Here is a 21,718-nt window from a genome sequence, read left to right as displayed (position 1 = left end):
AATTGCTTGATTTGAGGGGTGAATCAGTTGACAGGTCAACTAGTTCAGTATGGACGCCACCGCCAACGTAGAAGCTATGCTCGTATAAGTGAAGTTCTAGAATTACCAAATCTTATTGAAATCCAAACCTCTTCATATCAATGGTTTCTTGATGAGGGATTGCGTGAAATGTTCCAAGACATTTCTCCGATTGAAGATTTTACAGGTAATTTATCACTTGAGTTTATAGATTATAGCTTAGGTGAACCAAAGTACTCTGTGGAAGAATCAAAAGAAAGAGACGTTACATATTCTGCACCTTTAAGGGTGAAGGTTCGTCTGATCAACAAAGAAACAGGCGAAGTGAAGGAACAAGATGTATTTATGGGGGATTTCCCTTTAATGACAGAAACAGGAACGTTTGTCATCAATGGTGCTGAACGTGTAATCGTTTCCCAGCTTGTTCGTTCTCCTAGTGTTTATTACAGTGGGAAAATTGATAAAAACGGTAAGCGTGGTTTCACTGCTACCGTCATTCCAAACCGTGGTGCTTGGCTTGAATATGAAACAGATGCCAAAGATGTGGTATATGTTCGTATTGATCGTACTCGGAAGCTACCGGTTACGGTTCTTTTGCGTGCTCTTGGGTTTGGCTCTGATCAAGAAATCATAGATTTACTAGGGGACAACGAGTATCTACGTAATACCCTAGATAAGGATAATACTGAAACCACTGAAAAGGCTTTGTTAGAAATCTATGAGCGTCTACGTCCGGGAGAGCCTCCAACAGTAGAAAATGCGAAGAGTCTATTAGAATCTAGATTTTTTGATCCTAAGCGGTATGATTTAGCAAATGTTGGACGTTACAAGATTAATAAGAAGCTACATATTAAAAATCGTCTATTTAACCAGCGTTTAGCAGATTCTCTAGTAGATCCTGAAACGGGAGAAATTCTTGTCGAAAAGGGTACGGTTTTAGATCGTCGTACATTAGATCGTGTACTACCGGCGCTTGAGAAAAATATTGGATATAAGACGATTCGACCATCAGGTGGTGTGTTAGAGGAAGATATTACTCTTCAGTCTATTAAAATTTATGCCCCTGTTGAAGGCGAAGGCGACCATGTCATTAATGTGTTAGGTAATTCTAATATAGAAGAACGCATTAAAAATATTGCGCCAGCTGATATTATTTCTTCTATTAGTTATTTCTTTAATCTTCTATATAAAGTAGGAGATACAGATGATATTGACCATTTAGGTAACCGTCGTTTACGTTCAGTTGGTGAGCTATTACAAAACCAATTCCGTATTGGTTTATCTAGAATGGAGCGTGTGGTTCGTGAAAGAATGTCGATTCAAGACACGAATGCCATTACTCCACAAGCGCTGATCAATATTAGACCAGTTATCGCTTCTATTAAGGAGTTCTTTGGTAGCTCTCAGTTATCTCAGTTCATGGATCAAACGAATCCACTAGCTGAATTAACGCATAAGAGAAGACTATCAGCGTTAGGGCCTGGTGGTTTAACACGTGAGCGTGCTGGTTTCGAAGTCCGTGACGTTCACTATTCTCACTATGGAAGAATGTGTCCGATTGAGACGCCGGAAGGTCCGAACATTGGATTAATTAACTCTTTATCAAGCTATGCAAAAGTAAATCGTTTTGGCTTTATAGAAACACCATATCGTAAGGTTGATCCTGAAACTGGTCGTGTTACGAGTCAAATAGATTACCTAACTGCTGATGAAGAAGATAATTATGTTGTAGCGCAAGCAAACGCGATCCTATCAGACGATGGAGCATTTGTTAATGACGATATTGTGGCACGTTTCCGTGGTGAAAATACCGTTGTAAATAAAGACCGTGTTGACTACATGGATGTATCTCCTAAACAGGTCGTTTCTGCTGCAACAGCTTGTATACCGTTCCTAGAGAATGATGACTCGAACCGTGCTCTAATGGGAGCAAACATGCAACGTCAAGCAGTACCTCTTTTAAATCCTGAAGCTCCTTTAGTTGGAACTGGTATGGAGTATGTGTCTGGTAAAGACTCAGGTGCTGCGGTTATATGTAAATTCCCAGGTGTAGTCGAAAAGGTTCAAGCTAAAGAAATTCTAGTTAGACGTTATACGGAAGTTGATGGTGAAAAAGTTAAGGGGAACCTTGATAAATATAAGCTTCAAAAATTCATTCGTTCTAACCAAGGAACCTGCTACAACCAACGTCCAATCGTAAGTGTGGGTGATGAGGTAGTAAAAGGTGAGATTCTTGCAGATGGACCTTCTATGGAATCAGGTGAACTTGCACTTGGTCGTAATGTGCTTGTTGCCTTCATGACTTGGGATGGTTACAACTACGAGGATGCTATTATCATGAGTGAGAGATTGGTAAAAGATGATGTATACACGTCTGTTCATATTGAAGAATATGAATCAGAAGCACGTGATACTAAGCTTGGACCAGAAGAAATTACTCGTGATATTCCAAACGTTGGGGAAGATGCCCTTAAGAACCTTGATGATCGTGGAATCATTCGCGTCGGTGCTGAGGTTAAGGATGGAGACTTACTAGTAGGTAAAGTAACTCCAAAGGGTGTTACAGAATTAACGGCTGAAGAACGTCTATTACATGCAATCTTCGGAGAAAAAGCACGTGAAGTCCGTGACACTTCATTACGCGTTCCACATGGTGGGGGCGGAATTGTCTTAGATGTAAAAGTGTTCAATCGTGAAGATGGGGACGAACTACCACCAGGTGTGAATCAATTAGTTCGTGTATATATCGTTCAAAAGCGTAAAATCTCTGAAGGGGATAAGATGGCAGGTCGACACGGAAACAAAGGTGTTATCTCCCGTATCCTTCCTGAAGAAGATATGCCGTACTTACCTGATGGTACACCGGTTGATATCATGTTAAACCCATTAGGGGTTCCGTCTCGTATGAACATCGGTCAGGTGTTAGAATTACACCTTGGTATGGCTGCTAGATACTTAGGTATTCATGTGGCGTCTCCAGTATTTGATGGTGCTCGTGAAGAAGATGTATGGGATACGTTATTAGAAGCTGGTATGTCCCGTGATGCAAAAACAGTGCTTTATGATGGACGTTCAGGTGAACCGTTTGATAATCGTGTTTCTGTCGGGATCATGTATATGATCAAGCTTGCTCACATGGTTGATGATAAGCTCCACGCACGTTCGACTGGACCATACTCACTAGTTACTCAGCAGCCACTTGGTGGTAAAGCACAGTTCGGTGGTCAGCGTTTCGGTGAGATGGAAGTATGGGCACTTGAGGCTTACGGTGCTGCTTATACGCTTCAAGAAATCCTTACTGTAAAATCAGATGACGTTGTGGGACGTGTGAAAACGTACGAGGCAATTGTTAAAGGAGAGAATGTTCCAGAACCTGGTGTTCCAGAATCATTCAAGGTATTAATTAAAGAACTTCAAAGCTTAGGTATGGATGTTAAGATCTTATCTAGTGATGATAAGGAAATCGAGATGAGAGATCTTGATGACGATGAGGATCAATCAGCGGATAAGCTTAATATTGAAGTAGAAGCTACGAATGAAGTTTAATTCAATATAGAAACGATACGTAATCGGGTCATTTCAAAAGGATGGGGGAGAAATCAGTAGATTTCTCTTTCCCCGTCTATCAAAAAGGCATTTGATTTTATGTGTGAGTAATATGGTTTCATGTGTTAAACGGTCAGAAGGAAGATACAAAAAGTCTGACGTAAAATAAAGGGAGGTAGGCCCCTTGATAGATGTTAATAACTTTGAATATATGAAGATTGGACTTTCTTCACCAGACAAGATTCGCTCTTGGTCTTTTGGGGAAGTTAAGAAGCCTGAAACTATTAACTATCGTACGTTAAAGCCAGAAAAAGATGGACTGTTCTGTGAACGGATTTTCGGACCTACAAAGGACTGGGAATGTCATTGTGGTAAATATAAGCGTGTTCGTTATAAGGGTGTTGTATGTGATCGTTGTGGAGTAGAGGTTACTCGTGCAAAGGTTCGTCGTGAACGTATGGGTCATATTGAATTAGCTGCTCCAGTTTCTCATATCTGGTATTTTAAAGGTATCCCGAGCCGTATGGGCCTAGTATTAGATATGTCACCTCGTGCACTTGAAGAAGTTATTTATTTTGCTTCTTACGTTGTAACGGAAACAGGTGATACACCTTTAGAAAGAAAGCAACTTCTTTCTGAAAAGGAATATCGTGCATACCGTGAAAAGTATGGTCAGTCATTCCAAGCATCAATGGGTGCAGAAGCAATTAAAAAGCTTCTTCAAGATATTGAGCTACAAAAAGAAGTGAATGGTCTAAAGGAAGAGTTAAAGACTGCACAAGGACAACGTCGTACAAGAGCTATTAAACGATTAGAGGTATTAGAAGCTTTCAGAAACTCAGGTAATGAGCCTTCTTGGATGATTCTAGATGTACTTCCCGTAATCCCGCCAGAGCTTCGTCCGATGGTTCAATTAGATGGTGGTCGTTTTGCGACTTCTGACTTAAATGATTTATACCGTCGTGTTATTAACCGTAACAATCGTCTGAAGCGTCTATTAGATTTAGGTGCTCCAAGCATAATCGTGCAAAACGAAAAAAGAATGCTACAAGAAGCAGTAGATGCGTTAATTGATAATGGCCGTCGTGGTAGACCGGTAACAGGACCAGGAAATAGACCGTTAAAATCACTTTCACACATGCTGAAGGGGAAGCAGGGACGTTTCCGTCAAAACCTACTAGGTAAGCGTGTTGACTACTCAGGTCGTTCTGTTATTGTCGTAGGACCTAACCTAAAGATGTACCAATGTGGTCTGCCTAAGGAAATGGCGTTAGAACTATTTAAGCCTTTTGTTATGAAGGAACTTGTTGAACGTGGATTAGCTCATAACATTAAGAGTGCGAAGCGTAAAATTGAACGTGTCTCTCCAGATGTCTGGGATGTGTTAGAATCTGTAATTAGAGAGCATCCGGTACTATTAAATCGTGCTCCAACTCTTCACAGGCTAGGAATTCAGGCATTTGAACCAACATTGGTTGAAGGTCGTGCTATTCGACTTCATCCACTTGTATGTACAGCTTATAACGCTGACTTTGATGGTGACCAAATGGCTGTTCACGTTCCGCTATCTGCTGAAGCTCAAGCTGAAGCTCGTTTATTAATGTTAGCAGCACAAAACATCCTTAACCCGAAAGATGGTAAACCAGTTGTTACACCTTCACAAGATATGGTATTAGGAAACTATTATCTAACCCTTGAAAGAGCTGGAGCAATCGGGGAAGGTATGGTCTTTAAAGATACAAACGAAGCATTAATTGCTTACCAAAATGGATATGTACATCTACACACACGTGTGGCTGTCTATGCTGGTTCATTAAATAACCAAACCTTTACTGAGGAACAGAAAAATCTATTATTAGTTACAACTGTAGGTAAATTAATCTTTAATGAGATTTTACCTGATTCATTCCCATATATTAATGAGCCAACTCAATATAACTTAGAGAAGGAAACGCCTACTAAGTACTTTGTTGAGAAGGGTGCAGATATTAAGAAGGAAATTGCTTCTCGTGAGGAGATTGCTCCTTTTAAGAAGAAGATTCTTGGTAATATCATTGCAGAGGTCTTCAAGCGCTTTAAGATTACGGATACATCTAAAATGCTAGATAGAATGAAAAACCTAGGTTTTAGATATTCAACTAAAGCAGGTATTACTGTTGGTGTATCTGATATTATCGTATTAGCTGAAAAAGAAGTCATCATCACTGAAGCTCAAGGGAAAGTGGATAACGTATTAAAGCAATTTAGACGTGGTCTAATTACAGATGAAGAGCGTTACGATCGTGTTATCTCGATCTGGAGTGCTGCTAAGGATGTAATTCAAGGAAAACTAATGGAATCATTAGATCACTTGAACCCAATCTTCATGATGTCTGACTCAGGTGCCCGTGGTAACGCATCTAACTTCACACAGTTAGCTGGTATGCGTGGACTGATGGCTAACCCGGCTGGTCGTATCATCGAATTACCGATCAAATCTAGTTTCCGTGAAGGATTAACAGTGTTAGAATACTTTATCTCCACTCACGGTGCTCGTAAAGGTCTTGCCGATACAGCACTTAAAACAGCTGACTCAGGGTACTTAACAAGACGTCTCGTAGACGTTGCGCAAGATGTTATTGTCCGTGAAGATGACTGTGGCACAGATAGAGGGTTACTAGTTGCAGCGTTAAAAGATGGAACTGAAGTAATTGAACGTTTAGATGAGCGTTTAATTGGTAGATATGCAAGAAAACCAATTAAACATCCTGAAACAAATGAAGTAATTGTCGAGGAAAATGGTTTAATTACTGAAGATTTCGCTCGTATCATTACAGAAGCTGGTATCGAACAAGTTCGCATCCGTTCGGCATTTACATGTAATACACGTCATGGTGTGTGTAAGAAGTGTTATGGACGTAATCTTGCGACTGGTTCAGAGGTTGAAGTTGGAGAAGCAGTAGGAATTATTGCAGCGCAATCAATTGGTGAGCCAGGTACACAGTTAACGATGCGTACATTCCATACTGGTGGGGTTGCCGGGGACGATATTACTCAAGGTTTACCTCGTATCCAGGAGTTGTTTGAAGCGAGAAATCCAAAGGGGCAAGCGATTATCTCTGAGATTGATGGTGTTGTTTCAGCAATTAGTGATTCTCGTGATAAGCAAGAAATTACGATCCAAGGTGAAGTTGAATCAAAAGCATACACGGCTCCATTTGGTGCACGCGTAAAGGTTACAGAAGGACAAAAGATCGAACGTGGTCAAGAGCTGACGGAAGGTTCAATTGATCCGAAAGAACTTTTAAAAGTAAAAGACATCACTGCGGTTCAAGAATACTTACTAAAAGAAGTACAAAAAGTTTATCGTATGCAGGGTGTTGAAATTGGTGATAAGCACGTTGAGGTAATGGTACGTCAAATGCTTAGAAAGATTCGTGTAATGGATGCTGGTGAAACGGATGTATTACCAGGCTCATTACTTGATGTACATCAATTCACTCAAGCTAATATGCAGGTCCTTTTAGAAGGTAAACAGCCAGCTACAGGTAGACCAGTTTTACTAGGTATTACAAAAGCGTCTCTTGAAACAGACTCATTCTTATCAGCAGCTTCCTTCCAAGAAACGACTCGTGTCCTAACAGATGCAGCGATTAAAGGTAAGCGTGACGAGTTACTAGGATTAAAGGAAAATGTAATTATTGGTAAGCTAGTTCCAGCCGGAACAGGAATGGCGCGTTACCGAAAAGTTATTCCAGTAACCGCTAATGATGAGGAATTTAACCCGGATGGAAGTCTTCCAGAAGGTGTGTCTCAACCAGAAGCAGAGAATGCACTTCAATAAAATGGGGTTTTTCACCCAACAAATAGTTGACATTTAATGTGTTAGAATGTTACTATATCCAAGGTGCTTCTAAAAACCTGTTACTTTGGAGGATATGAGAATGTCTTATGAAAAAGTGTCGCAGGCTTACAATATAATTGTAGGAACAAAGCAGACCATAAAAGCCCTTAAAAACGGTGAAGTAAGAGAGATTGTAGTAGCTGTCGATGCTGATCCCCGTGTTACTCACAAAGTAATACAGACAGCAAAGGAGCAACAGGTATCTATTACGAATGTTGATTCTATGAAAAAGCTTGGTAAAGCTTGTGGAATAGAAGTAGGGGCTGCGACGGTAGCAATCATTAATTAAAACCTGTTTTTGTGGAACGATGCAACACTGTATTGTTCTACAAAAACTTTGTTTTTGCCCAAGTGTGAACCACCTGGGTATGTGGACTTAAAGTGAAGGGAGGAAAACAAAAAATGCCAACAATTAATCAGTTAGTTCGTAAAGGACGCGAGAGCAAGGTTGAAAAATCTAAATCTCCTGCATTAAATAAAGGTTATAACAGCTTCAAGAAGGTACAAACAAACTTATCTTCTCCACAAAAGCGTGGTGTTTGTACTCGTGTAGGTACAATGACACCAAAGAAGCCAAACTCAGCATTACGTAAATATGCTCGTGTACGTTTAACAAACGGTATCGAGGTTACAGCGTATATTCCTGGGATTGGACATAACCTACAAGAACACAGCGTTGTGTTAATCCGTGGTGGTCGTGTAAAGGACTTACCAGGGGTACGTTATCACATCGTTCGTGGTGCGCTTGACACTGCTGGTGTAGACAAGCGTATGCAAGGTCGTTCTAAGTATGGAACAAAGAGACCAAAAGCAGCTAAAAAGTAATTTTCTTCAAAATATGAATAACAATTGAGAAAGGGGGACATAACATGCCACGTAAAGGTCCTGTAGCAAAGAGAGACGTATTACCAGATCCGATTTATAAATCAAAGCTAGTAACACGCCTAATCAATCGTATGATGGTTGATGGTAAGAGAGGTAAATCTCAAGCCATTCTTTACAAAGCTTTTGAATTAGTTCAAGAGCGTTCTGGTAAGGAAGCAATGGAAGTGTTCGAACAAGCAATGAAAAATGTAATGCCTGTACTTGAAGTAAAGGCACGCCGTGTAGGTGGAGCTAACTATCAGGTGCCGATCGAAGTTCGCCCAGATCGTCGTACTACACTAGGTCTTCGTTACTTAGTAAACTATTCACGTCTTCGTGGAGAAAAGACTATGGAAGAACGCTTAGCAAATGAAATCTTAGACGCAGCTAATAACACTGGAGCATCTGTTAAGAAGCGTGAAGATATGCATAAAATGGCAGAAGCAAACAAAGCGTTTGCTCACTACCGCTGGTAGGATTGATATTCGGAAAGTTGGAAGGGAGCTAGGAGATATACTCATTGGCTCTTTTCCTAAGCTTTTTGAAAGCAGTTTATACTTAAAAAAAAACTAATAATAATAAATGGAAGGAGAAAGACCAAATGGCAAGAGAGTTCTCCTTAGAAAATACTCGTAATATCGGTATCATGGCACATATTGATGCTGGTAAAACTACGACTACTGAGCGTGTTCTTTATTATACAGGTCGTATTCATAAGATTGGTGAAACTCATGAAGGTGCATCTCAAATGGACTGGATGGAGCAAGAACAAGAACGTGGGATCACAATCACTTCTGCAGCAACAACTGCACAGTGGAAGGGACACCGTGTTAACATCATCGATACACCAGGACACGTAGACTTCACAGTTGAAGTTGAGCGTTCATTACGTGTACTTGATGGTGCTGTAGCAGTTCTTGATGCTCAGTCTGGAGTAGAACCACAAACTGAAACAGTTTGGCGTCAAGCAACAACATATGGTGTACCACGTGTTGTATTCGTAAACAAGATGGACAAAATTGGTGCTGACTTCTTATATTCTGTAGGAACCCTTCATGATCGTCTAAATGCTAACGCTGCTCCAATTCAATTACCTATTGGTGCTGAAGATCAATTCGAAGGAATCATTGACCTAGTAGAAATGACTGCAACTTTCTACGGTAATGATTTAGGTACAGATATTCAAGTTGGTGATATTCCAGAAGAATATATGGATCAAGCTCAAGAATACCGTGAAAAGCTAATTGAAGCAGTTGCTGAATTAGATGAAGATTTAATGGAAAGATATCTTGGTGGAGAAGAAATCTCTAACGAAGAGCTAAAAGCAGCGATTCGTAAAGGTACTTTAAGCGTTGAATTTTATCCAGTAATTTGTGGTTCAGCTTTCAAAAACAAAGGTGTTCAAAAAATGTTAGATGCTGTTATTGACTACCTTCCATCACCATTAGACGTACCAGCAATAAAAGGTACGCTTCCTGATTCTGAGGAAGAAGTTACACGTCCTTCAAGTGATGAAGCACCGTTTGCAGCACTAGCGTTTAAAGTTATGACAGATCCTTATGTTGGGAAGTTAACGTTCTTCCGTGTGTACTCTGGTACATTAAGCTCTGGGTCATATGTTCAAAACTCTACAAAAGGTAAGCGTGAGCGTGTAGGACGTATCCTACAAATGCATGCTAACAGCCGTGAAGAAATTTCAATCGTACACTCAGGAGATATCGCTGCAGCTGTAGGTTTGAAAGATACAACTACTGGTGATACACTATGTGATGAGAAATCTCTAGTTATCCTAGAATCAATGAACTTCCCTGAGCCTGTAATTCAGTTGTCTGTTGAACCTAAATCTAAAGGTGACCAAGATAAGATGACAACTGCTCTACAAAAGCTTCAGGAAGAAGATCCTACTTTCAGAGCTCACACTGATCAAGAGACTGGTCAAACGATTATCGCGGGTATGGGTGAACTTCACCTTGATATCCTAGTTGACCGTATGAGACGTGAGTTTAAAGTAGAAGCTAACGTAGGTGCTCCTCAGGTTGCTTACCGTGAAACTTTCCGTGGTTCTGCATCTGTAGAAGGTAAGTTTGCACGTCAATCAGGTGGACGTGGACAATATGGACACGTTTGGATTGAGTTCGCTCCTAACGAAGAAGGTAAAGGCTTTGAATTCGAAAATGCTGTTGTGGGTGGTACTGTTCCGCGTGAATACATCCCTGCAGTACAAGCTGGACTAGAAGATGCGCTACAAAATGGTGTATTAGCTGGATTCCCACTTGTTGATATCAAAGCTAAGTTATTTGACGGTTCTTACCATGATGTTGACTCATCTGAAATGGCGTTTAAGATTGCTGCTTCAATGGCACTTAAAGCTGCTGCTTCAAAATGTAGTCCAGTCGTATTAGAGCCAATCATGAAGGTAGAAGTTGTAATCCCAGAAGAATACATGGGAGATATCATGGGTGGTATCACTTCACGTCGTGGACGTGTAGAGGGTATGGAAGCTCGTGGTAACGCACAAGTAGTGCGTGCAATGGTTCCACTTTCTGAGATGTTTGGATATGCAACATCACTTCGTTCAAATACTCAAGGTCGCGGAGTATTCACAATGCACTTTGATCACTACGAAGATGTTCCAAAGTCTATCCAAGAAGAAATTATTAAAAAAAATAAAGGTGAATAATTGATTTTCACCGCATTCTAAAGTATAACTACTTATGTAAGACTTGAAAGTGGTCTTGTATATACAAGACCCTTTCAAAACATTACATACTTATATAATGAGTAGTAAAATTTCATCTATCTTAAGGAGGATTTTCGAAATGGGTAAAGAGAAATTCGACCGTTCAAAACCACATGCTAACATTGGTACAATCGGACACGTTGACCATGGTAAAACTACATTAACTGCAGCTATCACTATCACTCTTCATAAGAAATACGGAAGAGGAACTGCAATGAACTACGATCAAATTGATGCTGCTCCTGAAGAAAGAGAGCGTGGTATCACAATCTCAACTGCACACGTTGAGTACGAAACTGATAACCGTCACTATGCACACGTTGACTGCCCAGGACATGCTGACTATGTTAAGAACATGATCACTGGTGCTGCTCAAATGGACGGCGGAATCCTAGTTGTATCTGCAACTGATGGTCCAATGCCACAAACTCGTGAGCACATCCTATTATCTCGTCAGGTAGGTGTACCTCACCTTGTAGTATTCTTAAACAAGTGTGATATGGTAGACGACGAAGAATTACTAGAATTAGTTGAAATGGAAGTTCGTGACCTTCTTTCTGAATACGACTTCCCTGGAGATGACACTCCTGTAATCCGTGGTTCTGCTCTTAAAGCTCTTGAAGGAGAAGCTGAGTGGGAAGCTAAAATCTATGAGCTTATGGAAGCTGTAGATAGTTATATCCCAACTCCTGAGCGTGACACAGAGAAGCCATTCATGATGCCTGTTGAGGATGTATTCTCAATCACAGGTCGTGGAACAGTTGCTACTGGTCGTGTAGAGCGTGGAGTAGTTAAAGTTGGTGACGTAGTAGAAATCGTTGGTTTCACTGAAGAGCCTAAGTCAACTACTGTAACTGGTGTTGAAATGTTCCGTAAGCTTCTTGATTATGCAGAAGCTGGAGATAACATTGGTGCATTACTTCGTGGTGTTGCACGTGAAGATATCGAGCGTGGACAAGTTTTAGCTAAGCCTAAGACTATTACTCCACACACAAAGTTCAAAGCGGAAGTTTATGTTCTTTCTAAAGAAGAAGGTGGACGTCATACTCCATTCTTCACTAACTACCGTCCACAATTCTATTTCCGTACTTCTGACATTACTGGTATTTGTAATCTTCCAGAAGGCGTAGAAATGGTTATGCCTGGTGACAACATCGAAATGACTGTTGAACTAATTGCTCCAATCGCAGTTGAAGAAGGTACTAAGTTCTCTATCCGTGAGGGTGGACGTACTGTAGGTGCTGGAGTAGTAGCTTCGATTCAAGAGTAATATATAAAGTAAAAAGAACAGATACACAATTGTGTATCTGTTCTTTTTTTCCGAATGAATTCTGATATTAGGGGATGCTGGTTCTGCTGATCTGATTGGAATAGTTTTGGAACTGCATTGGATGATTGAATATTGAAGTAGATTTGGGAGTTGCTGATAAAAGACTAAAAGTCGCTGATATAGTAATGAAGTAGCCGATAAAACACTAATTGTTGCTGGTATAATAATGAAGTAGCCGATAAAACACTAATTGTTGCTGATATAATAATAAAGTTGCCGATAAATCACTAATTGTCGCTGATATAACTATGAAAGTCACTGTTATACTAAATAACTTAAATGCATTCTAATACTGGATATTCCCTTACTTCCAAGTAATCTTAAATTCAATAAATAATTCTGTTTCTTCTATATATATACTGATTATCTAAATAGAAAAAACTGCTATTTTATAAATATTCATATCAACTTGCATCTCGTAAGTTTAAAAGATATAATATTCAAGTGCGTAAGAACAGAAATTATTCATGTTTTTCTTGCATTCAAGATTATTTTTTTATATAATAGACAATGTTGGTCTTTGACTGCGATGATTTGGAAGGTTGCTGATACACCCGGCCGCTTTGCCATGGCGAGTGTAAGGAAATTTCCGATGAGAACTGTCTATTCCAAATAGGCGAAAAGGAGGGAAAATAATGGCAAAAGAAAAAATTCGTATCCGTTTAAAGGCGTATGATCACAGAATTCTAGACCAATCAGCAGAGAAAATTGTTGAAACTGCAAAGCGATCTGGTGCAACTGTTTCAGGTCCGATTCCGTTACCGACTGAAAAGTCTATATACACAATTCTTCGTGCGGTTCATAAGTACAAGGATTCTCGTGAGCAATTCGAAATGCGTACTCATAAGCGCTTAATCGACATCATTAATCCAACGCCACAAACGGTTGATTCTCTAATGAGATTAGATCTACCGTCTGGTGTAGACATCGAAATTAAACTTTAATAAACATAAATGAAAAGAAAGTAGGAGGTGTGACGAATGACCAAAGGAATCTTAGGTAGAAAGCTCGGTATGACGCAAGTGTTTACTGAAAATGGCAACTTAATCCCTGTAACTGTAGTTGAGGCAGCACCAAACGTGGTGTTACAAAAGAAAACTGCAGAGACTGATGGTTATGAAGCAGTACAATTAGGCTTTGACAACCTTAAAGAAAATCGCGCAAATAAGCCGCAAAAGGGCCATGCTACTAAAGCAAACACTGCTCCTAAGCGCTTCATCCGTGAATTACGTGGAACTTCTGAATTAGAAGTTGGTCAGGAAGTCAATGTTAGTATTTTCGCTGAAGGCGAAGCAGTAGATGTTACAGGAATTTCAAAAGGTAAAGGTTTCCAAGGTGTTATTAAGCGTCATGGACAATCACGTGGACCAATGTCACACGGTTCTCGTTACCATCGTCGCCCAGGTTCAATGGGACCAGTAGCTCCAAACCGTGTATTTAAAGGTAAAAAGCTAGCTGGACAAATGGGTGGAGAGCAAATTACCGTACAAAACCTAGAAATCATTAAAATAGACGTTGAACGTAACCTTCTATTAATTAAAGGTAATGTTCCGGGTGCTAAAAGAGCTCTAGTTACTGTTAAAAGCTCAGTAAAATCTAAATAAATATCTACAAGAAAGGAGGAGTACAAATGCCGAAAGTTGCATTGTATAACCAAACTGGTTCAACAGTAGGAGATATCGAATTAAATGATACTGTATTCGGAATAGAGCCGAATGAAAGTGTATTATTCGAAGCTGTGATCATGCAAAGAGCTTCCTTACGTCAAGGATCTCATAAAGTAAAGAATCGTTCTGAAGTACGTGGTGGTGGACGTAAGCCATGGCGTCAAAAAGGAACTGGTCGTGCTCGTCAAGGGTCAATCCGTTCTCCACAATGGCGTGGTGGTGGTATCGTATTCGGACCGACACCAAGAAGCTATAGCTTTAAATTACCTAAAAAGGTACGTCGTTTAGCTATTAAATCTGCGTTATCTACAAAAGTACGTGAAGAAAACATTTTAGTACTTGATAACCTAGCACTTGCTGCTCCAAAGACAAAGGAAATGGTATCAGTATTAAAAGGTTTAAACGTGGATAGTAAGGCTTTAATCGTTACTGGTGACTTTAACGAAGCTGTTACTTTAGCTGCGCGTAATCTTCCTGGAGTAACAGTAGTTGCTGCAGACGGAATTAATGTATTAGATGTACTAAACCACGATAAGCTTTTATTAACAAAAGCTGCGGTGGAAAAAGTAGAGGAGGTGCTTGCATAATGAGAGATCCTCGTGATATTATTAAGCGCCCCGTGATTACTGAACGTTCTGCTGATCTAATGGCAGAAAAGAAGTACACGTTTGAAGTGGATGTAAGAGCTAATAAAACTGAAGTTAAAGATGCGATTGAAGAAATCTTTAACGTTAAAGTTGAAAAAGTAAATGTACAAAACTATAAAGGTAAGTTTAAGCGTATGGGTCGTCACAGTGGATATACTCCACGTCGTAAGAAAGCGATCGTTAAGCTAACTGCTGAAAGCAAAGAATTAGAATTCTTTGAAGTATAATTTTTAAAGATAAGGAGGGAAACGAAAATGGCGATTAAAAAGTATAAACCAACCTCTAATGGTCGTCGTGGAATGACAGCTTCTGACTTTGCTGAAATTACTACGGATAAGCCGGAAAAATCACTTCTAGCACCATTAAGCAAAAAGGCTGGTCGTAATAACCAAGGTAAAATTACTGTACGTCATCAAGGTGGCGGACATAAGCGCCAATACCGTATTATCGATTTTAAACGCGACAAAGATGGTATACCAGGACGCGTTGCTACGATCGAATACGATCCAAACCGTTCGGCAAACATTGCGTTAATTAATTACGTTGATGGAGAAAAGCGTTATATCCTAGCTCCTAAAGGTCTAAAAGTAGGAATGGAAATCACTTCAGGAACTGAAGCGGATATCAAAGTAGGTAACGCATTACCATTAGCTAATATTCCAGTAGGTACAGTTATTCACAATATCGAGCTTAAGCCTGGTAAAGGTGGACAGTTAGTACGTTCTGCTGGTTCATCTGCACAAGTACTAGGTAAAGAAGGTAAATACGTATTAGTACGTTTAACTTCTGGTGAAGTTCGTATGATTCTTGCTACTTGTCGTGCATCTGTAGGTCAAGTTGGGAACGAGCAACACGAACTAATCAAGATTGGTAAAGCAGGTCGTTCTCGTTGGTTAGGCAAGCGTCCAACAGTACGTGGATCTGTAATGAACCCTAATGACCATCCACACGGTGGTGGTGAAGGTCGTTCTCCAATCGGTCGTAAGTCTCCTATGACTCCATGGGGCAAACCGACACTTGGTTACAAGACTCGTAAGAAGAAAAACAAGTCTGATAAGTTTATTGTTCGTCGTCGTAAAAAATAACGGATTTGCACTACGGTTCACTAGAACCGTAGCTCGAATTCAAAGGGAGGGTCAAATATGGGTCGCAGCTTGAAAAAAGGACCATTTGTGGATGATCATTTAATGAGCAAAGTTGAGAAAATGACTGAGGCAGGACAAAAGCAAGTTATTAAGACTTGGTCTCGTCGCTCTACTATTTTCCCGCAATTCATTGGTCATACAATCGCTGTTTATGATGGCCGTAAACATGTGCCAGTTTATGTTACTGAGGACATGGTTGGACATAAATTAGGTGAATTTGCACCTACACGTTCGTACAAAGGTCACGATAGTGACGATAAGAAAACAAGACGTTAATGAGAGGAGGCATCTCGATGCAAGCGAAAGCAATAGCTAGAACAGTTCGTATTGCTCCTCGTAAAGTACGCTTAGTAGTTGATCTAATTCGAGGAAAGCAAGTAGGCGAAGCAATTGCAATTCTACGCCATACACCAAAAGCTGCATCTCCAGTTGTTGAGAAGGTATTAAACTCTGCAATGGCGAATGCTGAACATAATTATGAAATGGAAGTTAATAACTTAGTAGTTGCACAAGCATTTGTAGACGAAGGTCCTACACTGAAGCGTTTCCGTCCACGTGCGATGGGTCGTGCAAGTGCAATTAATAAACGTACGAGTCACATTACAATCGTACTATCAGAAAAGAAGGAGGGATAAGCTGTGGGTCAAAAGGTTAATCCGGTCGGTCTGCGAGTTGGTATCATTCGTGATTGGGAATCAAAATGGTACGCTGGTAAGGACTATGCAGATCTATTACATGAAGATATTAAAATCCGTGAATACGTTTCAAAGCGTTTAACAGATGCATCAGTATCAAAGATTGAAATTGAACGTGCGGCAAACCGTGTAAACATTACAGTTCACACAGCTAAGCCAGGTATGGTAATCGGTAAGGGCGGTTCTGAAGTAGAAGCACTTCGTAAAGCTCTTAACCAGTTAACAAACAAAAGAGTTCATATCAACATTATGGAAATTAAGAGAGCCGATCTTGATGCACAACTAGTTGCTGAAAACATTGCTCGCCAACTTGAAAACCGTGTATCATTCCGTCGTGCCCAAAAGCAAGCGATTCAACGTGCTATGAGAGCAGGATCTCAAGGTATTAAAACAATGGTATCTGGTCGTCTTGGTGGTGCTGACATCGCTCGTTCTGAGTCTTACAGTGAAGGAACTGTTCCACTTCATACACTTCGCGCTGATATCGATTATGCAACAGCAGAAGCTGACACAACATACGGTAAGCTAGGCGTAAAAGTATGGATCTATCGTGGTGAAGTCCTTCCTACTAGAAAGAAAGAAGCGGAAGGAGGAAAATAATTATGTTATTACCTAAACGTGTGAAATACCGTAGAGAACACCGTGGAAAAATGCGCGGGCGTGCTAAAGGTGGTACGGAAGTACACTTTGGTGAATATGGATTACAAGCACTTGAAGCATCTTGGATTACTAACCGTCAAATCGAAGCAGCGCGTATCGCGATGACTCGTTACATGAAGCGTGGTGGTAAGGTTTGGATTAAGATTTTCCCTTCTAAGCCTTATACAGCAAAGCCTTTGGAAGTACGTATGGGATCTGGTAAAGGTGCTCCAGAAGGATGGGTAGCAGTAGTAAAGCCTGGTAAGATCATGTTTGAAATTGCCGGTGTATCTGAAGAGGTTGCTCGCGAAGCACTAAGACTTGCTGCACATAAGCTCCCAATTAAGACTAAGTTCGTAAAACGTGAAGAAATTGGTGGTGAATCTAATGAAGGCTAATGAAATCCGTGATCTAACCACTGCCGAAATTGAACAAAAAGTGAAATCACTTAAAGAGGAATTGTTTAATCTTCGATTCCAATTAGCTACTGGTCAATTAGAAAACACAGCTCGCATTCGCGAAGTACGCAAATCAATCGCTCGTATGAAAACTGTAGTGCGTGAAAGAGAGCTAAGCGTTAAATAATCAACCCTGAGAGGAGGTTTGCTGAATGACTGAGCGTAACCAACGTAAGGTTTACACTGGACGTGTTGTTTCTGACAAAATGGATAAAACAGTAACGGTTCTAGTTGAAACTTATAAAAAACATACTCTATACGGTAAGCGTGTTAAATACTCTAAGAAATTCAAAGCTCATGATGAGTTAAATGAAGCAAAATTAGGCGATATCGTACGTATAATGGAAACTCGTCCTTTATCTGCGACGAAACGTTTCCGCCTTGTAGAGGTTGTTGAGAAAGCAGTAATTATCTAATTAATGTTCGGATCATGTTTATTCCGAAGGGAGGTTTCATAGTATGATTCAACAAGAGAGTCGTTTAAAGGTAGCTGACAACTCTGGTGCTCGTGAAGTGTTAACGATTAAAGTACTTGGTGGTTCTGGAAGAAAGACTGCAGGTATTGGTGATGTGATCGTTGTTACAGTGAAACAAGCAACACCAGGAGGCGTTGTTAAAAAAGGTGACGTTGTTAAAGCAGTAGTAGTAAGAACGAAGAGCAGTGTTCGTCGTAAAGATGGTTCATATATTCGTTTTGATGAAAATGCATGTGTAATTATTCGTGATGACAAGAGTCCTCGTGGTACACGTATCTTTGGACCAGTTGCACGTGAACTACGTGATAACAACTTCATGAAGATTGTATCACTAGCTCCGGAAGTTCTATAATATATGCTTCAAAAAATAAAAGATGCCTTGTTAGAGGAGGTGCACGATCGATGCATGTGAAAAAAGGCGATAAAGTACAGGTTATCTCCGGAAAAGACAAAGGTAAACAAGGTGTGATCCTTGAAGCTTTTCCAAAGAAGAACCGCGTCCTTGTTGAAGGAGTAAACGTGGTAAAGAAGCATTCGAAACCATCACAAGCAAACCCTCAAGGGGGAATCATTAGCCAAGAGGCAGCGATTCATGTATCTAATGTAATGCCGTTAGATCCAAAGAGCGGTGAGCCGACAAGAGTAGGATATCAATTAGTAGATGGAAAAAAAGTGCGTGTTGCAAAAAAATCAGGCCAATCTTTAGATAAATAACGTGTGAAAGGAGGTCAATGGAATGAACCGCCTAAAAGAGAAATTTAACAACGAAATTACTCCTGCTCTTATGAGTAAGTTCAATTATCAATCAGTTATGCAAGTTCCAAAACTTGAAAAGATCGTAATCAACATGGGTGTTGGTGATGCTGTTGCAAACGCAAAGGCATTAGACACAGCTGTTGAAGAATTAACAACAATTACTGGTCAAAAGCCAGTTGTAACAAAAGCAAAGAAATCAATTGCTGGCTTCCGTCTTCGTGAAGGTATGCCAATCGGAACAAAGGTTACACTTCGTGGAGAGAAAATGTATCAATTCCTTGATAAGCTAGTCTCAGTATCTTTACCACGTGTACGTGACTTCCGTGGGATTTCAAAGAAATCTTTTGATGGACGTGGAAATTACACGTTAGGTGTAAAGGAACAATTAATCTTCCCTGAAATTGATTATGATAAAGTATCAAAAGTAAGAGGTATGGATATTGTTATCGTTACAACTGCGAATACAGATGAAGAGGCTCGTGAACTACTCACTCAATTTGGAATGCCGTTCCAAAAGTAATAGATAGATGCCAACTAATGAAGAGGAGGCGAAACTGTGGCTAAAAAATCGATGATTGCAAAGCAAAAGCGCAAACAAAAATTTCAGGTTCAAGAGTATACACGCTGCGAACGTTGCGGACGTCCACACTCAGTACTTCGTAAATTTAAACTTTGCCGTATTTGTTTCCGTGAACTTGCTTATAAGGGGCAAATTCCTGGTGTTAAGAAAGCTAGTTGGTAATACTCAAAGGTTGGGAAGGAGGTAAAATTCAATGGTCATGACAGATCCAATTGCAGATATGCTTACTCGCATTCGTAATGCGAACATGGTTCGTCACGAGAAATTAGAAATCCCTGCATCAAAATTGAAGAGAGAAATCGCTGATATTTTAAAGCGTGAAGGTTTCGTTCGTGATGTCGAATTCGTAGAAGATAACAAACAAGGTATTTTACGTATTTTCCTTAAGTACGGAGCTAATAACGAACGTGTTATTACTGGATTAAAGAAAATCAGTAAGCCAGGTCTACGTGTATACGCGAAGGCAGATGAAGTGCCACGTGTACTTAATGGACTTGGTATCGCAATCGTGTCAACTTCTAACGGTGTTATCACTGATAAGGAAGCTCGCCAGAAGCAAGTAGGCGGAGAAGTACTTGCATACGTTTGGTAATCACTTGTAAGAAAAGAGAGGTGAAAACAGAATGTCTCGTATCGGTAAAAAACCAATTGAGATTCCAGCTGGTGTTACTGTAACTAATAACAATAACACAGTAACAATTAAGGGACCTAAGGGAGAATTAACTCGTACGTTCCACCCAGATATGGAAATTAAACTTGAAGATAACGTGTTAACAGTAGTACGTCCTTCTGATAACAAAGAACATAGATCTCTACATGGTACTACAGCTAGCTTGCTTGGTAACATGGTTGAGGGTGTAACAAATGGATATACTAGAGGACTTGAGTTAGTAGGGGTTGGTTACCGTGCTTCTAAGCAAGGTAACAAGCTAGTACTTAACGTAGGTTACTCACATCCAGTTGAAATCACACCTGAGCAAGGAATTGAAATCGAAGTTCCTGCTAACACAAAGATTACAATTAAGGGTATTGATAAAGAGCGCGTTGGTGCGTTAGCAGCTAATATCCGCGACGTTCGTCCACCAGAGCCTTATAAAGGTAAAGGTATTCGCTATGAAGGTGAATTTGTACGTCGTAAGGAAGGTAAGACTGCGAAGTAATGATCAATAGGTAAGAGAAAGGAGTGACCTGAATGATTACGAAACCAGATAAAAATTCGACACGTAAAAAACGTCATGCACGAGTACGTTCTAAGTTAACAGGTACGGCTCAACGCCCACGTCTTAATGTGTTCCGTTCTAATCAACATATATATGCACAAGTAATTGATGACACTAATTCTGTAACACTTGCAAGTGCATCTACTTTAGATAAAGAGCTTTCTGTAGATTCAACTGGTAACGCTGATGCAGCAAAGGCTGTAGGTGAACTTGTAGCAAAGCGTGCGATTGAAAAAGGAGTTAGCTCAGTAGTATTTGACCGCGGTGGATATTTATACCACGGACGTGTTAAAGCTTTAGCAGATGCTGCTCGTGAAGCAGGTCTTGAATTCTAAAATAAAGGAGGGACATACATGCGTCGCATTGATCCAAACAAATTGGAACTAGAAGAACGTGTAGTTGCCGTAAACCGTGTAGCAAAAGTTGTTAAAGGTGGACGTCGTTTCCGCTTTGCTGCTCTAGTGGTTGTAGGTGATAAGAATGGTCATGTTGGATTTGGAACTGGTAAAGCGCAAGAGGTGCCAGATGCTATCCGTAAGGCTATCGAAGATGCAAAGAAAAACTTAGTAACTGTACCTATGGTTGGTACAACAATTCCTCACCAAGTAATTGGTCAATTCGGAGCTGGTAATATTCTTTTAAAACCTGCTTCTGAAGGTACTGGGGTTATCGCTGGTGGACCAGTTCGTGCGGTATTAGAATTAGCTGGTGTTGGTGATATCCTATCTAAATCATTAGGTACTAACACACCAATCAATATGGTTCGTGCTACTATTAATGGTTTAAAAGAACTTAAGCGTGCCGAGGATGTTGCAAAGCTACGTGGCAAAACGGTAGAAGAACTGTTAGGATAAGGAGGGAATTATCATGGCAAACAAATTAGAAATTACCCTCACTCGCAGTGTAATTGGTCGTCCAGAGAATCAACGTGTAACTGTTAAGACTTTAGGTTTAAACAAGATGCACCAAACAGTTGTTCACGAAGATAATGCTGCGATTCGCGGAATGATTAACAAAGTATCTCACCTTGTTACTGTAAAAGAACAATAATCCT

At 40.2% G+C, this 21,718-nt stretch carries 27 protein-coding genes; all 27 read left to right on the top strand.

Annotation, left to right across the window (positions count from 1 at the left end; translation table 11 throughout):
- The first annotated feature begins 27 nt into the window (after positions 1 to 27).
- The 27 genes from rpoB (at position 28) to rpmD (ending at position 21,714) form a co-directional block, all read left to right on the top strand.
- Complete coding sequence (gene rpoB / locus M1D60_RS22950) at positions 28 to 3,564, top strand: DNA-directed RNA polymerase subunit beta (RefSeq protein ID WP_456277090.1); 3,537 nt, start codon at positions 28 to 30, stop codon at positions 3,562 to 3,564.
- Between the two features lie 184 nt (positions 3,565 to 3,748).
- Complete coding sequence (gene rpoC, locus M1D60_RS22945) at positions 3,749 to 7,387, top strand: DNA-directed RNA polymerase subunit beta' (RefSeq protein ID WP_456277089.1); 3,639 nt, start codon at positions 3,749 to 3,751, stop codon at positions 7,385 to 7,387.
- A 100-nt stretch (positions 7,388 to 7,487) separates the two neighbouring features.
- Positions 7,488 to 7,736, top strand: coding sequence for a 50S ribosomal protein L7ae-like protein (locus tag M1D60_RS22940; RefSeq protein ID WP_456277088.1), 249 nt, complete (start codon positions 7,488 to 7,490; stop codon positions 7,734 to 7,736).
- A gap of 113 nt (positions 7,737 to 7,849) precedes the next feature.
- Positions 7,850 to 8,272 (top strand): 30S ribosomal protein S12, encoded by a 423-nt coding sequence (gene rpsL, locus M1D60_RS22935; RefSeq protein ID WP_456277087.1) that lies wholly within the window; start codon positions 7,850 to 7,852, stop codon positions 8,270 to 8,272.
- A 44-nt stretch (positions 8,273 to 8,316) separates the two neighbouring features.
- The gene (gene rpsG, locus M1D60_RS22930; protein WP_456277086.1) at positions 8,317 to 8,787 is read left to right on the top strand and encodes a 30S ribosomal protein S7; all 471 of its coding nucleotides are present in this window, start codon (positions 8,317 to 8,319) and stop codon (positions 8,785 to 8,787) included.
- A gap of 125 nt (positions 8,788 to 8,912) precedes the next feature.
- Positions 8,913 to 10,991, top strand: a complete 2,079-nt coding sequence (gene fusA / locus M1D60_RS22925; RefSeq protein WP_456277085.1) for an elongation factor G — start codon at positions 8,913 to 8,915, stop codon at positions 10,989 to 10,991.
- A gap of 139 nt (positions 10,992 to 11,130) precedes the next feature.
- Positions 11,131 to 12,321, top strand: coding sequence for an elongation factor Tu (tuf, locus tag M1D60_RS22920; protein WP_456277084.1), 1,191 nt, complete (start codon positions 11,131 to 11,133; stop codon positions 12,319 to 12,321).
- A 695-nt stretch (positions 12,322 to 13,016) separates the two neighbouring features.
- Positions 13,017 to 13,325, top strand: coding sequence for a 30S ribosomal protein S10 (gene rpsJ / locus M1D60_RS22915; RefSeq protein WP_456277083.1), 309 nt, complete (start codon positions 13,017 to 13,019; stop codon positions 13,323 to 13,325).
- Between the two features lie 36 nt (positions 13,326 to 13,361).
- Complete coding sequence (gene rplC, locus M1D60_RS22910; protein ID WP_456277082.1) at positions 13,362 to 13,985, top strand: 50S ribosomal protein L3; 624 nt, start codon at positions 13,362 to 13,364, stop codon at positions 13,983 to 13,985.
- A 26-nt stretch (positions 13,986 to 14,011) separates the two neighbouring features.
- Entirely contained in the window at positions 14,012 to 14,635 is a 624-nt protein-coding gene (gene rplD / locus M1D60_RS22905; protein ID WP_456277081.1) for a 50S ribosomal protein L4, read from the top strand.
- Positions 14,635 to 14,922 carry a 50S ribosomal protein L23 gene (gene rplW / locus M1D60_RS22900; RefSeq protein ID WP_456277080.1) on the top strand — a complete coding sequence of 96 codons (288 nt, stop codon included), beginning with the start codon at positions 14,635 to 14,637 and terminating at the stop codon, positions 14,920 to 14,922. The genes rplD and rplW overlap by 1 nt, the downstream gene beginning before the upstream one ends.
- 27 nt (positions 14,923 to 14,949) lie before the next feature.
- Entirely contained in the window at positions 14,950 to 15,780 is an 831-nt protein-coding gene (gene rplB, locus M1D60_RS22895) for a 50S ribosomal protein L2 (protein ID WP_456277079.1), read from the top strand.
- A gap of 57 nt (positions 15,781 to 15,837) precedes the next feature.
- On the top strand, positions 15,838 to 16,116 hold the full coding sequence (rpsS, locus tag M1D60_RS22890) for a 30S ribosomal protein S19 (RefSeq protein WP_163181875.1): 279 nt from the start codon (positions 15,838 to 15,840) through the stop codon (positions 16,114 to 16,116).
- Positions 16,117 to 16,133: 17 nt separating this feature from the next.
- Positions 16,134 to 16,475 (top strand): 50S ribosomal protein L22, encoded by a 342-nt coding sequence (gene rplV / locus M1D60_RS22885; RefSeq protein ID WP_456277078.1) that lies wholly within the window; start codon positions 16,134 to 16,136, stop codon positions 16,473 to 16,475.
- Between the two features lie 3 nt (positions 16,476 to 16,478).
- Positions 16,479 to 17,135 (top strand): 30S ribosomal protein S3, encoded by a 657-nt coding sequence (gene rpsC, locus M1D60_RS22880; protein ID WP_456277077.1) that lies wholly within the window; start codon positions 16,479 to 16,481, stop codon positions 17,133 to 17,135.
- Between the two features lie 2 nt (positions 17,136 to 17,137).
- On the top strand, positions 17,138 to 17,572 hold the full coding sequence (gene rplP, locus M1D60_RS22875) for a 50S ribosomal protein L16 (protein WP_456277076.1): 435 nt from the start codon (positions 17,138 to 17,140) through the stop codon (positions 17,570 to 17,572).
- Positions 17,562 to 17,759, top strand: coding sequence for a 50S ribosomal protein L29 (gene rpmC, locus M1D60_RS22870; protein ID WP_149221290.1), 198 nt, complete (start codon positions 17,562 to 17,564; stop codon positions 17,757 to 17,759). Before rplP ends, rpmC begins: the two co-directional genes overlap by 11 nt.
- A gap of 25 nt (positions 17,760 to 17,784) precedes the next feature.
- Positions 17,785 to 18,048 (top strand): 30S ribosomal protein S17, encoded by a 264-nt coding sequence (gene rpsQ / locus M1D60_RS22865; RefSeq protein WP_456277075.1) that lies wholly within the window; start codon positions 17,785 to 17,787, stop codon positions 18,046 to 18,048.
- 43 nt (positions 18,049 to 18,091) lie between these two features.
- On the top strand, positions 18,092 to 18,460 hold the full coding sequence (gene rplN, locus M1D60_RS22860) for a 50S ribosomal protein L14 (RefSeq protein WP_163181870.1): 369 nt from the start codon (positions 18,092 to 18,094) through the stop codon (positions 18,458 to 18,460).
- Between the two features lie 50 nt (positions 18,461 to 18,510).
- On the top strand, positions 18,511 to 18,822 hold the full coding sequence (gene rplX, locus M1D60_RS22855) for a 50S ribosomal protein L24 (protein ID WP_246945560.1): 312 nt from the start codon (positions 18,511 to 18,513) through the stop codon (positions 18,820 to 18,822).
- Between the two features lie 22 nt (positions 18,823 to 18,844).
- Positions 18,845 to 19,384 carry a 50S ribosomal protein L5 gene (gene rplE / locus M1D60_RS22850; RefSeq protein ID WP_456277074.1) on the top strand — a complete coding sequence of 180 codons (540 nt, stop codon included), beginning with the start codon at positions 18,845 to 18,847 and terminating at the stop codon, positions 19,382 to 19,384.
- Between the two features lie 36 nt (positions 19,385 to 19,420).
- The gene (locus M1D60_RS22845; RefSeq protein ID WP_053217608.1) at positions 19,421 to 19,606 is read left to right on the top strand and encodes a type Z 30S ribosomal protein S14; all 186 of its coding nucleotides are present in this window, start codon (positions 19,421 to 19,423) and stop codon (positions 19,604 to 19,606) included.
- Positions 19,607 to 19,637: 31 nt separating this feature from the next.
- Entirely contained in the window at positions 19,638 to 20,036 is a 399-nt protein-coding gene (gene rpsH, locus M1D60_RS22840) for a 30S ribosomal protein S8 (protein WP_456277073.1), read from the top strand.
- Positions 20,037 to 20,067: 31 nt separating this feature from the next.
- Positions 20,068 to 20,604 (top strand): 50S ribosomal protein L6, encoded by a 537-nt coding sequence (gene rplF / locus M1D60_RS22835; RefSeq protein ID WP_456277072.1) that lies wholly within the window; start codon positions 20,068 to 20,070, stop codon positions 20,602 to 20,604.
- 32 nt (positions 20,605 to 20,636) lie between these two features.
- Complete coding sequence (gene rplR / locus M1D60_RS22830) at positions 20,637 to 20,999, top strand: 50S ribosomal protein L18 (RefSeq protein ID WP_456277071.1); 363 nt, start codon at positions 20,637 to 20,639, stop codon at positions 20,997 to 20,999.
- A gap of 18 nt (positions 21,000 to 21,017) precedes the next feature.
- A complete protein-coding gene (gene rpsE, locus M1D60_RS22825) occupies positions 21,018 to 21,518 on the top strand; it encodes a 30S ribosomal protein S5 (protein ID WP_456277070.1) in 501 nt (166 codons plus the stop codon).
- 13 nt (positions 21,519 to 21,531) lie between these two features.
- Positions 21,532 to 21,714, top strand: coding sequence for a 50S ribosomal protein L30 (gene rpmD / locus M1D60_RS22820; RefSeq protein WP_163181864.1), 183 nt, complete (start codon positions 21,532 to 21,534; stop codon positions 21,712 to 21,714).
- Positions 21,715 to 21,718 lie beyond the last annotated feature (4 nt).

This window comes from Bacillus sp. AK128 (genome assembly GCF_053903075.1).
Note: the sequence above shows the minus strand (reverse complement) of the source record. Positions and strands in the feature narration are given on the sequence as shown.